The 14,134-nt window shown below is 58.1% G+C and carries 8 protein-coding genes and 1 pseudogene; 1 reads left to right on the top strand and 8 read right to left on the bottom strand.

Annotated elements, in window-relative coordinates:
• Window positions 1–284: pseudogene (locus ABLV17_RS12345) on the top strand (cytochrome C biogenesis protein CcdA); the annotation flags it as partial.
• A gap of 34 nt (window positions 285–318) precedes the next feature.
• Here the strand turns inward: ABLV17_RS12345 and yegS are convergent.
• The 8 genes from yegS to ABLV17_RS12305 all read right to left on the bottom strand — a co-directional run bounded on the left by yegS (window position 319) and on the right by ABLV17_RS12305 (window position 14,008).
• Window positions 319–1,212: a lipid kinase YegS gene (gene yegS, locus ABLV17_RS12340; protein WP_047078109.1), complete on the bottom strand. Its 894-nt coding sequence runs from the start codon at window positions 1,210–1,212 to the stop codon at window positions 319–321.
• 257 nt (window positions 1,213–1,469) lie between these two features.
• Window positions 1,470–2,831 carry a tRNA 5-hydroxyuridine modification protein YegQ gene (yegQ, locus tag ABLV17_RS12335; protein WP_032714942.1) on the bottom strand — a complete coding sequence of 454 codons (1,362 nt, stop codon included), beginning with the start codon at window positions 2,829–2,831 and terminating at the stop codon, window positions 1,470–1,472.
• 145 nt (window positions 2,832–2,976) lie between these two features.
• Entirely contained in the window at window positions 2,977–3,699 is a 723-nt protein-coding gene (baeR, locus tag ABLV17_RS12330; RefSeq protein ID WP_087860434.1) for a two-component system response regulator BaeR, read from the bottom strand.
• On the bottom strand, window positions 3,696–5,150 hold the full coding sequence (baeS, locus tag ABLV17_RS12325; protein WP_348854305.1) for a two-component system sensor histidine kinase BaeS: 1,455 nt from the start codon (window positions 5,148–5,150) through the stop codon (window positions 3,696–3,698). The genes baeR and baeS overlap by 4 nt, the downstream gene beginning before the upstream one ends.
• A complete protein-coding gene (locus ABLV17_RS12320; protein ID WP_113373482.1) occupies window positions 5,147–6,562 on the bottom strand; it encodes an MFS transporter in 1,416 nt (471 codons plus the stop codon). The genes baeS and ABLV17_RS12320 overlap by 4 nt, the downstream gene beginning before the upstream one ends.
• A gap of 1 nt (window position 6,563) precedes the next feature.
• Window positions 6,564–9,641, bottom strand: coding sequence for a multidrug efflux RND transporter permease subunit MdtC (mdtC, locus tag ABLV17_RS12315; protein WP_271031449.1), 3,078 nt, complete (start codon window positions 9,639–9,641; stop codon window positions 6,564–6,566).
• Window positions 9,642–12,764 carry an MdtB/MuxB family multidrug efflux RND transporter permease subunit gene (locus ABLV17_RS12310; RefSeq protein WP_348854304.1) on the bottom strand — a complete coding sequence of 1,041 codons (3,123 nt, stop codon included), beginning with the start codon at window positions 12,762–12,764 and terminating at the stop codon, window positions 9,642–9,644.
• Window positions 12,764–14,008, bottom strand: a complete 1,245-nt coding sequence (locus ABLV17_RS12305; protein WP_271031451.1) for an MdtA/MuxA family multidrug efflux RND transporter periplasmic adaptor subunit — start codon at window positions 14,006–14,008, stop codon at window positions 12,764–12,766. The genes ABLV17_RS12310 and ABLV17_RS12305 overlap by 1 nt, the downstream gene beginning before the upstream one ends.
• Between the last annotated feature and the right edge of the window lie 126 nt (window positions 14,009–14,134).

Raw genomic sequence — 14,134 nt, 5'->3', positions numbered from 1 at the left:
TTTTCGTCGCGGCGTTTGTGCCGATGGCGGCGGTATTCCCGGCGCTGGAGCCAAAGCATAAAGGGGCGGCGATTTCGGTCTACAACCTGTCTGCCGGGCTGTCGAACTTCCTCGCGCCGGCAATTGCGGTGGTGCTGCTGCCGCACTTCAGCACCATTGGCGTGGTGGTGGCCTATACCGCGCTCTATCTGCTGGCGTTTTGTCTGTGCCCGTTTATTCGCGTTGAACAGCCGGGCTTTGCCCGTAAGGCAAGCGGCGTCAGGGAAGGGGTAGAATATTCATAACGTTGTCAGGGCGGGTATATCCCGCCCTGATGTTTTAACGCAGTAGCATACAGTCCGGCGGCAGACGGCAGCGTAGCGCCTCGCCGAGGATTTCCATCCGGAAAGATTTGCCGCTTAGCGGTTCGCCATCAAGGTTGAAGGTCATTTCATGGGCGGCGGTGACTTCAAACCACGGCGATACGCCGTCGATCAGGTTTGGCGAATTATCGGGATTAGCGAGAGTACTGAACAATGCCGGTAACAGCTCTTCGCCGGTAAAAATACGCAGATGCAGTAGCCCGTCGTTAATTAATGCTTCAGGGCACAGTTGCTGACCGCCGCCGGCCTGACGGCCATTGCCGATGCCGATAACCAGCGCATCGCCCTGCCAGTGAAAGTTCTCGCCGCGAATTTCGCAGCGGTCCGGCTTCAGGGTATCCATGCGCGTCAGGCCATGAATCAGATAGGAGACGCCACCGAGCGCGGCTTTTAGTTTTTCCGGCGTTTCGGTGGTGATGCGGGTACCAAAGCCGCCAGTGGCCATATTGATAAACCCGGCCTCGTTGTTAACGCGTACCACATCAATAGGGACATCGCGCCCGGCTATCGCCAGCTTCAGCGCGCTGGCTAAATCCTGCGGGATGCCGACGCTGGTGGCGAAATCATTGGCTGTGCCGAGGGGGAGTATTCCCAGCGCCATATTGCTGCCGCGCTGGACCAGCGCGGTGGCGACTTCATTAATTGTGCCATCGCCGCCGCCGGCAATTACCGTCGCCACCTTGAGCGTTTCGGCTTCCTCGACAAAACGAATCGCATCGCCTTTCTCCCAGGTCACGCGGACGTGTATCTCGATACCTTCTTCGCGCAGGAGGTTAACGGCTTCGCGCAGTTGGGGTTCATTTGCGCCTTTACCGTTGAGAATTAATAAGCTGGCTGGAAATTGGGTCATCCTTTATCGCCTCATTCTTAGTCGTCATCCTCAGTGTATCGCATGAATGGCGTCATGGAATAAGAAAGTCGGGAAAATGGGATGCATAAAAAATAAGCCCGCGTAAGGGAGATTACGCAGGCTAAGGAGGTGGTTCCTGGTACAGCTAGCATTTATGGGTTATGTTTTTCAGCGAAATGGATGATACCTGCTTCGAACGTAACGGTATGTGATCCGATTCTAATATCCATACATAGTGAAAAAATAACGCCAATAAACTAATTTTTATGCGGATTGCGCGTCGACTCGCCGTTGAAATTACGCATCAGCAAACCATACTCCAGCGCCATATCCTCCGGCAGCGGCAGCCAGACGATATAACCGTCTCCCGGCGCGACCGGCATTGCTTCGCCTTTGGCGTTCTCCATATGTTCGAGCGTAAAGTTGACGTTGCCTTGCGGAGTCATGACCTCCAGGCTGTCGCCGACCGAGAACTTATTTTTCACCGCCACTTCGGCCAAATTACCGTTACGCTTGCCGGTGAATTCGCCGACAAACTGCTGGCGTTCGGAAACCGAATAGCCGTATTCATAATTCTGATAGTCGTCGTGGGTGTGGCGACGCAGGAAGCCTTCGGTATAGCCGCGGTGGGCCAGACCTTCCAGCGTCTCCAGCAGACTGGTGTCGAACGGTTTACCGGCGGCGGCGTCGTCAATCGCTTTACGGTACACCTGGGCGGTGCGCGCGCAGTAGTAGAAGGATTTGGTGCGGCCTTCAATTTTCAGCGAGTGCACGCCCATCTGGGTCAGGCGCTCCACGTGGGCGATTGCGCGGAGATCTTTAGAGTTCATGATGTAGGTGCCGTGTTCGTCTTCGAAGGCGGTCATGTACTCGCCCGGACGTTTGGCTTCCTCAATCATAAATACCTGGTCGGTTGGCGCGCCGATACCGAGAGTGGGTTCAACGTTCTGCACCGGGATAGGCTCATGCTTGTGGACGATATTACCCACATCATCTTCTTTGCCTTCCTGGACGTTGTACTCCCAGCGGCAGGCGTTGGTGCAGGTACCCTGGTTAGGGTCACGTTTGTTGATATAGCCGGAGAGCAGGCAGCGGCCGGAGTAGGCCATGCACAGCGCGCCATGGACGAAAATCTCGATTTCCATTTCCGGCACCTGGCTGCGAATTTCGGCGATCTCGTCCAGCGACAGCTCGCGGGACAGGATCACGCGGGTTAGTCCCATTTGCTGCCAGAATTTCACCGTCGCCCAGTTGACGGCGTTAGCCTGTACCGAAAGGTGTATCGGCATATCAGGGAAGTTCTCGCGCACCAGCATGATTAAACCAGGATCGGACATAATCAGCGCGTCCGGGCCCATCTCCACTACCGGTTTGAGATCGCGAATGAACGTTTTCAACTTGGCGTTATGCGGCGCGATGTTAACCACCACGTAGAATTTTTTCCCCAGCTCGTGGGCCTCATTGATGCCGAGCTGCAGGTTTTCGTGGTTAAATTCATTGTTGCGCACGCGCAGTGAGTAACGCGGCTGGCCGGCGTAGACCGCATCGGCGCCGTAAGCGAAAGCGTAACGCATATTTTTCAGCGTTCCCGCCGGGGAAAGGAGTTCCGGTTTAAACATGATGTTCTCGTTCTGATGACAGGTCAGACTCGCCGCACCAGGTACGGCGATTCGGGGGAGTGTCCCCACATTAAGGGCGGGCATTGTAGCGCCGTGGAAAGAGGGAGTAAACCTTTGCGCCTCTCTGCGCTAAGAGGCGCGGTGATCAAGCCATTCGACAGGCGTCGGCTTCCCAGCGATAGCCGACGCCGTAGACGGCGCGAATAAACGACTGCTCGGCATCCAGCGATTCCAGCTTACGGCGCAGGTTTTTAATATGGCTATCTATGGTGCGGTCGGTCACCACGCGATAATCGTCGTACAGATGATTGAGCAGTTGTTCGCGGGAGAAGACTTTACCCGGCTCCTGCGACAGCGTTTTTAATAGCCGAAACTCGGCGGGAGTCAGGTCCAGCAATTTTTCGCGCCACGAGGCCTGGAAGCGGCTCTCATCAACGATAAGCGGGCTTTGCGCATCCAGCGCCTGCAGAACGCGCTGTGGCTTGCAGCGACGCAGGATCGTTTTCACGCGAGCCACGACTTCACGCGGACTATACGGTTTGCAGATATAGTCGTCGGCGCCGATCTCCAACCCTAGCAGGCGATCGATCTCCTCGATTTTGGCGGTGACCATCACGATTGGCACATCGGAAAAACGGCGGATCTCACGGCACAAGGTCAGGCCGTCGGTGCCGGGCAGCATTAAATCCAGCAGGATTAAATGCGGGGGCGTCTGGCGGACATAGGGCAGTACGCGATCGCCATGCGCAATGAGCGTTGGCGCATAGCTCGCGGCCTGCAAATAGTCGATTAACAACTGACCGAGCTTAGGCTCGTCTTCCACGATTAAAATACGCGGCGTGTTTTCATCAATGGGTAATTCGCTCATACGTCCCTCGATAAATCCTGTTCCAGAGGTAATTCTACTTTAATGCTAACCCCGCCAAAAGGCGAATGGCTGGCGTTCAGGCTGCCGCTGTGGGCCGCGACAATGTTCATACAGATTGCCAGCCCAAGGCCGGATCCACCGCTGGCGCGGTTACGCGAACCTTCGGTGCGGTAAAAACGCTCGCACAGCCGCGCCAGCTGCTCGTCGCTAACGCCGGGGCCGCTATCGGCGAAATCGAGTATTAATCTGCGGCCGTTTTGTTTGGCGCTAATCAGCAGGCGTCCGCCGTGGTCGGTATAGCGCAGGCTGTTTTCCAGCAGGTTATTGAACAACTGCATCAGCCGATCGCGATCGCCGAACACGACAGCGTTATCCGGCAGCGAGACGCCGATGGTCAACCCGCGGCTGGCGAAACGTTCGCGGAACGCCCCTGCGGCGACCTCCAGCAGCGCAATTAAATCCACCGACTCTTTCTGGTAGGCTAACGCGCCTTCATCGGACATCGACAACTGATGCAGATCGTCCACCAGCTTGGTGAGCGTGCCGACTTCCGCCTGCAGCGAAGAGATCGAATCCGGGGTGAATTTTCGCACTCCGTCCTGAATGGCCTCCAGTTCGCCGCGCAGGACCGCTAACGGCGTGCGGAGTTCATGCGAAATATCGGCCATTAAATCGCGGCGCATCTGTTGGTTACGCTCAAGCGTACTGGCAAGCTGGTTGAAATCCTGCGCCAGACGACCCAGTTCATCCCCGCCGGTGACCGTGACGCGGGTAGAGAAATCTCCCGCCGCCAGCTTATGGGTGCCTTCCACCAGCCGTTTGACCGGTGCCAGCAGCCCGCGGGCCAGCGGGAAAGTAGCCAGCGCGGCGAGGATGGTGGCGAGGGCGACGATCAGCCAACTGGTGCGTTTTTGCTGGCGGTCGAAATTGATATCCGTGTTGCGCGTGAGCCGCTCGACCGGCGAGGCGATCACCGCCCCAACGGTCACGCCGTCGACGACAATGTTGCGCCGGGTGCCGTCCTGCGGGACCGGCGCCCGCGGGCCTACCAGCACGCGCCCTTGTTGATCGACAACCCAAAATTGCGTGCGCCAGCCGTGCGGCGGCATATCGGGCCGCGGGCCAGGCCCGGGCATTGGCCCTGGCTCGCCATGCGGGCCCGGACCACCCGGTGGGCGTTCGTCGTTATCGCGCTCGAAGGTGCGCAGTAACTGGAAGATAAAACGATCGTTATTGCGCAAAAACTTCCAGTCGCCGTGCTGCTCGTACTGTTCACTGAGCGCATCGCCGAGCATCGTTAATCGCTGTTCATTACCGCGTTTTATATAGTCGATAAAGCCGCGCTCAAAGCTGATGCGCACCGCCCAGTGCATGCTAATCAGCAGCACGATACAGGTGGCGAAAATAGCCAGGAACAGCTTACCGGTGATACCCGGGCGCCAAAGTTTCACGATTCACTCCTTTTGCGTCGGCGGATGACGGTGTTGCTGCCGACATCGTTCGGTACACGGGAAAAGATGAGCGCCGGGAGGGCGATAATCACCGCCATGCTCAGATAGGTGTAGAGGAAAACCTGATGAACGGCTGGCGCATCGGCGCTGATATGCTGCTGGCCGTACATACCCAGCAAAAGCCCGGCGATGGTCACGCCGATACTCATCGAGAGCTGCATAACCATTGAGAGCAGGCTGTTGCCGCTGCTGGCCAACTCATCAGGCAGGTCTTTTAGCGTCAGGGTATTCATTGATGAGAAACGGCTGGAGTTAATCATACCCTGCAGAAACAGCACCAGCGGCAGCAGCCAGTACCAGCCGGCCAGAGCGACGGCCATGAACAATAAACTCACCAGCGCCAGGCCGAGGGTTGCGAAAACCAGTACGCGGCGATAGCCAAAGCGGTTTACTACCTGCACCACGATGCGTTTCATCCCCATGCTGCCCAGCACCATCGGGATCATCATCAGCCCGGCGTGGAACGGCGAGAAGCCGAGGCCAATTTGCAGGAATACCGGAGTCATAAACGGTAACATCCCGCTACCGATACGCCCGGCAAAGCTGCCGCCAAGACCGAGCGAGAAGGTTTTATTGCGAAACAGATTGAGGCTGAACAATGCGTTAACGTTGCCGCGGGCGTGCCACAAATAAAAAATTATGGCCATCAGGCCACCGGCGACCAGCGCGGCGAGCAGCAGCGGCGAGATACCGAGCCCTTTTTTACCGTCGAGCGCCAGCGTCAGGGTGGCCATTCCCACCGCCAGCAGAATAAAACCAAGGATATCAAAGCGCCGGGTCTGCAGGGTGTAGTTCGGCATCAGGCATAATGTGGCGATAGCGCCGATGATGCCAACCGGGATGTTGATCAAGAAAATCCAGTGCCAGGAAGCATATTCGACCAGTACCCCGCCAAGCGCCGGGCCGAGCAGGGGGCCAACCTGGCCGGGCAGGGTGACGAAGGTCATCGCCGCCATATACTGATCGCGAGGAACGATTTTCATCACCGTTAGCCGCCCGACCGGTACCATCATCGCGCCGCCGACGCCTTGCAGCACGCGGGACATCACCAACTGATCGAGGGTGGTTGCCTGGGCGCAGAACAGCGAGCCGACGGTAAACAACACAATGGCGCTGAAAAAAATATTGCGCACGCCAACCCGGTCCGCCAGCCAGCCGCTGGCCGGTAGCATGACTGCCACCGTTAGCACATACGAGACCACCACCATATGCATGTGCAGCGGGCTCTCCCCAAGGCTTTTGGCCATCGAGGGGAGGGCGGTGTTGACGATGGTGGTATCCAGCGACTGCATAAAGAAGCCGAAGGCCACAATCCATAACTGCCAGCGTACGCTGGCGGGCAGATCTGTCATCTTATTCGCTTACCGGTTGAGAAGACTTGCGCGTAAAACGCAGCCGCAGACGATCAAAGAACAAATAGACCACCGGGGTAGTGTACAGCGTCAGCAGCTGGCTCATGACCAGACCGCCGACGATGGTGATCCCCAACGGCTGCCGCAGCTCTGAACCATCCCCGCCAGACAGCACCAGCGGTAGCGCGCCGAACAGCGCCGCCAGGGTGGTCATCATGATCGGGCGAAAACGTAGCAGGCAGGCCTGGAAGATGGCTTCTTCCGGCGGAAGATTGCCGGTACGCTGCGCTTCAAGGGCGAAATCGACCATCATGATGGCGTTTTTCTTCACGATGCCAATTAATAGCATGATCCCTATCAGGGCGATTAGGCTGAATGGGGCGCCAAATAATTCCAGCGCCAGCAGCGCGCCAACCCCCGCTGACGGAAGGGTAGAGAGGATCGTTAACGGATGCACGTAGCTTTCGTAGAGGATCCCCAGCACGATATACACCGTAGCGATGGCGGCGATAATCAGGATCACCTGTGAGTTCATCGTCTGCTGGAATACCTGCGCGGTGCCGGCAAAGGATCCACGGACGCTCGACGGCACGCCAAGCTGGGTCATCGCCCGGTCAATGGCGTCGCTGGCTTCCGACAGCGATTTGCCGGTCGGCAGGTTGAAGGAGATGGTCGAGGCGGCCGATAGCCCCTGGTGGTTGACCGAAAGCGGCGCGTTCGCCGGTTGCCACTTGGCGAAATACGACAGCGGAATGGGTTTCCCGTCTTTACTGATGACAAACATATGCTCCAGCGCGCTAACGTCCTGGGTATAAAGCGGATCGACTTCCATTACCACTTTGTACTGGTTGAGCGGCTGGTAGATGGTCGAGATTTGCCGTTGGCCGAAAGCGTTGTTTAACAGGCTGTTGGCATCCTGCACGCTGACGCCCAGGCGTGACATGGTGTCGCGGTCGTAGACCAGATCCATCTCCGCGCCGTTATCCTGTTGGTCCGAGTTAACGTCAGCCAGTTCCGGCAGCGCCGCCAGCGCCTTGCGGATTTTCGGCTCCCATTCACGCAGCGCCGACAGATCGTCCGATAACAGGGTGTACTGGTAGCTGGCGTTCGACTGACGCCCGCCAACGCGGATATCCTGCACCGCCATCAGGAACAGATTCGCGCCGGGCTCTTTCGCCAGCTTTTTTCGCAGCCGGTCGATGATTTGCTGCGCCGTTTCGTGGCGCTGGTCGCGTGGTTTCAGGGTGATAAACATCATACCGCTATTCACCCGCGAGCCGCCGGTAAAGCCGGTCACGTTATCGACAGCCGGATCCTCGCGGATGATCTTCATAAAGTCCTGCAGTTTGCCGCGCATCGCCTGGAAGGAAATACTCTGATCCGCCTGAATTCCGCCCATCAGCACCCCGGTGTCCTGCTCCGGGAAGAAGGTTTTCGGAATGGCGATATACAGCCACACGCTGAGCGCCATCGTACCGAGCAGTACCAGGCCAGTCAGGCGACTATGCTTCAGCACCCATTTTAACGATTTGCCATAGCCACCCTGAATAGTGACCAGCAGACGGCCAAAGCCGCGATTCCGCGTTGGTTCATGAGGTTTGCCGCTTTTCAGCAGCCAGCCGCACATCATTGGCGTCAGCGTGAGCGACACGGCGAGCGAAATACCGATCGCTACCGATAGCGTGACGGCGAACTCGCGCAGCAGGCGCCCCGGCAGGCCACCCATCAGCAGCAGCGGTAAGAACACCGCCACCAGCGACAGGCTCATCGACAGCACGGTAAAGCCGACTTCACGGCTGCCTTGTAACGCGGCCTGCAGCGGCTTCATTCCCGCCTCAAGATGGCGGGAAATATTCTCCAGCACCACGATGGCGTCATCGACAACGAAACCGGTGGCGATGGTCAGCGCCATTAGCGACAGATTATTGAGGCTGAAACCGCATAAATACATGGCGGCGAAGGTACCGATTAACGATACCGGTACGGCGACGGCCGGGATAAGCGTTGCGCGCCCGGAGCGCAAAAACAGGAAGACCACCAGAATCACCAGCGCGACCGAGATCACCAGCGTTTGTTCGACCTCTTCCAGCGAAGCGCGGATAGTGGGCGAACGATCCTGGGCGATTTGCAAATCAATGGCGGCCGGGATAGTACGCTGTAGCTCAGGAAGGCGGGCGCGGATGCTGTCGACCGTCTGAATAATGTTGGCTTCCGGCAGCTTGCGAATCATTAACAGGATCGCTGGTTTGGCGTTGGTCATCCCGGCGTTACGCACATCCTGCACTGAATCCGTCACTTTTGCCACGTCGCCAAGGCGTACCGCCGCGCCGTTATTGTAGTGGACGATCACCGGCAAATATTCCGCCGCGGTTTTCAGTTCATCATTGGTCTGCACCTGCCAGCGATGGGTTTCATCTTCCAGAGCGCCCTGCGGGCGACGCACGTTGGCGTTATCAATGGCGCTGCGCACGGCATCCAGTGAGACGCCCTGGTTAAATAGCGCCTGCGGGTTAAGATCGACGCGCACCGCCGGCAGTGAGCTGCCGCCGACGTCGACATCGCCGACGCCGTCAATCTGCGCGATGGTTTGCGCCAGCTGGGTTGACGCGAAATCGTACAACTCGCCCTGCGAATAGGTATCCGAGGTGAGCGTCAGGATCATGATCGGCGCATCGGACGGGTTAGCTTTGCGATACGTGGGGCGGCTGGGCATCCCGCTCGGCAGCAGGCTTTGCGCGGCATTAATCGCCGCCTGCACGTCGCGGGCGGCGCCGTTAATATCGCGATCGAAATTAAACTCCATGATGATGCGGGTACTGCCAAGCGAGCTCGACGAGGTCATTTCATTGACCCCGGCAATGCGCCCCAGCGAGCGTTCCAGCGGTGTTGCCACCGATGAGGCCATGGTTTCCGGCGAGGCGCCGGGCAGCGAGGCGCTAATCATGATCACCGGGAAATCCACCTGCGGCAGCGGCGCGACCGGCAGCAGGCGGAATCCGAGGACTCCGCATAGGGTAATCGCCAGCGAAATAAGAATCGTCGCCACCGGCCGATAAATGAAGAGAGCGAAGAACTTCACTTACGCCTCCTCTTCACGGCGCGGGAAGCGGCTCTTCATATACAGCGATAACCGGTCGAACAGCAGATAAATGACCGGCGTGGTGAATAACGTTAGTACCTGGCTGAGCATCAGGCCACCGACCATACCGATGCCCAGTGGGCGGCGCAATTCGGCGCCGACGCCGGTACTAAGCATCAACGGTAGCGCGCCAAGCAGGGCGGCGAGGGTGGTCATCAGGATTGGCCGGAAACGCAGCAGGCAGGCCTGGTAAATGGCTTCGCGCGGCGGCATCCCCTGCTCGCGCTCGGCGGCGAGGGCAAAGTCAATCATCATGATGGCGTTTTTCTTCACGATACCAATCAGCAGAATGATGCCGATGATGGCAATCACGTCCAGCTCGCTACCGGCCAGCCATAGCGCCAGCAGCGCCCCGACGCCCGCGGTCGGCAGGGTTGAAAGAATGGTGATGGGATGAATGAAGCTTTCGTACAGTACGCCGAGGACGATATACATGGCGACGACCGCCGCGACGACCAGCCAGACGGTGCTACCGAGCGCCGACTGGAACGCGAGGGAACTGCCCTGGAACTGGGTGCGGATGTCGGTTGGGAAATCCAGCGACTGCTCGGCGGACAAAATAGCCTCTACCGCTTCGCCGAGGGAGTAGTTATCCGGCACGTTGAATGAAATGGTGGTCACCGGGAACTGATCGAGATGGTTAACCGACAGCGGGGTAAAGCGTTGCTCGACGCTGGCGATGGATTTCAGCGGCACGATGCCGCCGTCGCTGCTGGTGAGGCGGATATTATCCAGCGCCGCCAGCCCCGGCGTCGCCTGGGTGTCGTGCTCCAGTACCACGCGATATTGGTTGGCCTGGGTATAAATTGTCGAGATCAGCCGTTGGCCAAAGGCGTTATACAGCGCGTTATCGACATCCGCCATGGAAATACCCAGCCGGCTGGCGCTATCGCGATCGACATTAATATAAGCCGCGAGCCCTTTATCCTGCCAGTCGCTGCTGACGTCGGCAAGCTGGGGTAAGGATTGCAGGCGCGACAGCAATTGCGGCACCCAGTTGCTCAGCGCATCAAGCGAGTTAGCCTGCAGGGTAAACTGATACTGAGTTCGGCTGACGGTGGTATCGATAGTCAGATCCTGCGTTGGCTGGAGATAGAGCTCAATACCAGGGACGCTTGCCACCGATTGCTGTAGACGACTGATGACCGTTTGCACGCGATCGTCGCGTTCATCCAGTGGTTTAAGGTTAATCTGCAGACGCGCGCTGTTCAGCGCCGGATTGGTGCCATCAACGCCGACGAACGACGTCAGGCTTTCAACCGCCGGATCTTTCAGAATCAGATCGGATACCTGCTGCTGGCGTTGCGCCATACTGGCGAACGACACCGACTGCGGGGCCTGTAAGGTGCCTTGAATAATGCCGTTATCCTGGATTGGGAAGAAGCCTTTCGGGATAAAGACCCACAGCAGAATCGATAACGCCAGGGTACTTAACGCTACGCTCAACGTTAGCCATGGGTGGTTCAGTACCCGGCTTAGCCAGCGGCCATAAACGGCAATCACCCGCTCGAAGAAACGCTCGCTGGCCCGCGAAAAGCGGTTTTGTTTGCGCAGCGATTCGTGGCTTAACATCCGCGCGCACATCATCGGCGTCAGGGTCAGCGAGACCACCGCCGAAATCAGAATCGCCACCGCGAGGGTAATGGCGAATTCGCGGAACAATCGCCCGACGATATCACCCATAAACAGCAGCGGGATCAGTACGGCAATCAGCGAGAAGGTTAATGAAATAATCGTGAAGCCGATTTCCCCCGCGCCCTTCAGCGCGGCGGCAAGCGGTTTCTCACCTTTTTCAATGTAGCGGGAGATGTTTTCGATGACTACGATGGCGTCATCGACCACGAAACCAGTGGCGATGGTCAATGCCATTAGCGTCAGATTGTTAATCGAAAAATCGAGGAACACCATGACCGCGAAGGTGCCGACCAGCGACAGCGGCACGGCGACGCCGGGGATGATTGTCGCCGGGACATTGCGTAAGAAGAGATAAATGATCATCACCACCAGCGCGATGGCCAGCAGCAATTCGAACTGGGTATCGCTGACCGACGCGCGAATATTGGTGGTGCGGTCAGAAAGCACCTGTACCTTAACGGATTTAGGCAGGCTCTCGGTCAGTTGCGGTAGCATCTGGCGGATGCTGTCGGCGGTGGCGATGATGTTCGCTCCCGGCTGGCGTTGGACGTTCATCACGATCGCCCGCTGCTTATTGGCCCACGCCCCAAGCCAGGCGTTCTCGGCGCCCTGTTCGATGGTCGCGACATCGCCAAGACGGATCGGCGCGCCGTTCTGATAGGCGATAATCAGACGACGGTAATCTTCTGCCGACTGCATCTGATCGTTGGCGGAAAGGGTGACCGCGCGGGCCGGGCCGTCAAGGCTACCTTTCGCTGAATTCACGTTGGCGCTGGTAATAGCGGTACGCACGGTTTCGCTGGTCAAACCTAACGCGGCGATCGCCTGGGCATTGAGCTTAACGCGTACCGCAGGACGCTGGCCGCCGGCAAGCGTCACCAGACCGACGCCGGAAACCTGAGATATCTTCTGCGCCACCCGAGTTTCCACCATATCTTCGACCTGCGTCATCGGCATCGCGCTGGAGGTAACGGCCAGGGTCATGATCGGCGGATCCGCCGGATTCACTTTGCTGTAAACCGGCGGGTTGGGTAAATCAGACGGCAGCAGATTGGTCGCGGCGTTGATGGCCGCCTGCACTTCCTGTTCGGCGACATCCAGCGCCAGGGTCAGCTGGAACTGCAGGGTGATGACCGACGCGCCGCCCGAACTTTGCGAGGACATCTGCTTAAGGCCGGACATCTGGCCAAACTGGCGTTCCAGCGGCGCGGTAATCGATGACGTCACCACATCCGGGCTGGCGCCGGGGTAGAGTGTCACCACCTGAATGGTCGGGTAGTCAACTTCCGGCAGCGCGGAGACCGGCAGGAAGCGATAGCCGATGATCCCGGCCAGCATAATGGCGACCATCAATAGCGTTGTCGCCACCGGACGCATAATAAACAGCCGGGAGGGGCCGCCCGTACTGCTCGGGGGTAAGACTTGCATCAGGCGCCCGCTCCGTTTTTACCACTCTGGCGGGCGGCAGGTTGTTCCGGCGCGGCGCTGTGAGCTTCGACGACTTCGACCTTAGCGCCTTCGGTCAGGCGGTCGATACCATCGGTCACCACCCGGTCGCCCGCTGACAGTCCGGCGTTAATCACCACTTTTTGGCTATCCTGAATACCCGGCGTAACCGTATGTTTGCTGACTTTATTCTCACTGTTCAGCACCCATACGAAGTGCCCCTCATTGCCCATTTGTAGCGCGGCGGTGGGGATCACGACCGCATCCTGCTCGGTATCCACCAGCATTCTGGCGTTGATGAACTGATTCGGGAACAATGCGTCATCGAGGTTATTAAAGCGGGCCTTAAGCTTAATAGTGCCGGTAGTGGCATCGATTTGGTTATCGAGGCTCAGCAGGCTGCCTGTACTGATCTTCTGTTTATTGGTTCGGTCCCAGGCCTCGACGCTCAGCGTTTTACCGGCTTTCTGCGCCTGTACCACGGTGGCGATATCGCTTTCCGGCAGGGTAAAGACCAAATCGATAGGGTGGGTTTGCGTGAGAACGACAATGCCGGTGGTGTCGCCACTGGAAATTTGGTTGCCGATATCGACCTGCTTCAGGCCCACGCGCCCGTCAATCGGTGCGGTGATGCGGGTCCAGTCCAGCTGCAGTTGCGCACTGGCGACGGCGGCCTGATCGGCTTTAACCGTACCGGCGGATTCGACCACCAGCGACTGCTGGGTATCCAGCTCCTGACGGGAGATAAGATTGGTTTTCACCAGTTGTTGATAGCGAGCGAGATCGCGGCGCGCGTTTGCGAGGGTAGCGTTATCTTTGGCAAGCTGCCCCTGCGCCTGGGCCAGCGCGACCTTGAACTGGCTGGGATCGATTTGCGCCAGCAGATCGCCAGCTTTGACCTGCTGACCTTCCTGGAAATGAATACTCAGTAACTGGCCGTCAACCCGACTGCGCACGGTCACGGTATTCGCCGCGGTGATGGTCCCAAGACCAGTAAGGTAGCGGGGGACGGCTTCGCTGGTGGCGGTTGCCGCCTGCACCGGGGCCAGCGTTGCCCCAAAACGCCCGTGACGCGCCCCGGCAGGCGCTTTTGCTCCTTGCTGACTTGCGCCAGCGGCACCTGCGGTTGTCTCTTCGGAACGATCGTGCCAGAACCAATAGGCGGCTCCCGCCACCAAAATTACCGTCAGGACTATTCCCCAACGAAGTGTGTTACTGCTTTTCATTGTTTTGCTATCTCATCCTGAAGCTTTCGCTGAATGATACTAGTTTAGTAACGGAACGCCCCGCAAAAATGGAGGAATTATGAAAAGAGCGTATGGAAAGGTCTGAATTGGCGGGCTTTCACGAGG

This window comes from Klebsiella sp. CN_Kp091 (genome assembly GCF_040065095.1).
GTDB lineage: Bacteria > Pseudomonadota > Gammaproteobacteria > Enterobacterales > Enterobacteriaceae > Klebsiella > Klebsiella aerogenes.
Note: the sequence above shows the minus strand (reverse complement) of the source record. Positions and strands in the feature narration are given on the sequence as shown.

Excerpts from the sequence above, each read along its gene's own strand:
- yegS (WP_047078109.1), bottom strand. The coding sequence starts at position 1,212 with ATGACCCAATTTCCAGCCAGCTTATTAATTCTCAACGGTAAAGGCGCA.
- yegQ (WP_032714942.1), bottom strand. The coding sequence starts at position 2,831 with ATGTTTAAACCGGAACTCCTTTCCCCGGCGGGAACGCTGAAAAATATG.
- baeR (WP_087860434.1), bottom strand. The coding sequence starts at position 3,699 with ATGAGCGAATTACCCATTGATGAAAACACGCCGCGTATTTTAATCGTG.
- ABLV17_RS12320 (WP_113373482.1), bottom strand. The coding sequence starts at position 6,562 with ATGACAGATCTGCCCGCCAGCGTACGCTGGCAGTTATGGATTGTGGCC.
- ABLV17_RS12310 (WP_348854304.1), bottom strand. The coding sequence starts at position 12,764 with ATGCAAGTCTTACCCCCGAGCAGTACGGGCGGCCCCTCCCGGCTGTTT.
- ABLV17_RS12305 (WP_271031451.1), bottom strand. The coding sequence starts at position 14,008 with ATGAAAAGCAGTAACACACTTCGTTGGGGAATAGTCCTGACGGTAATT.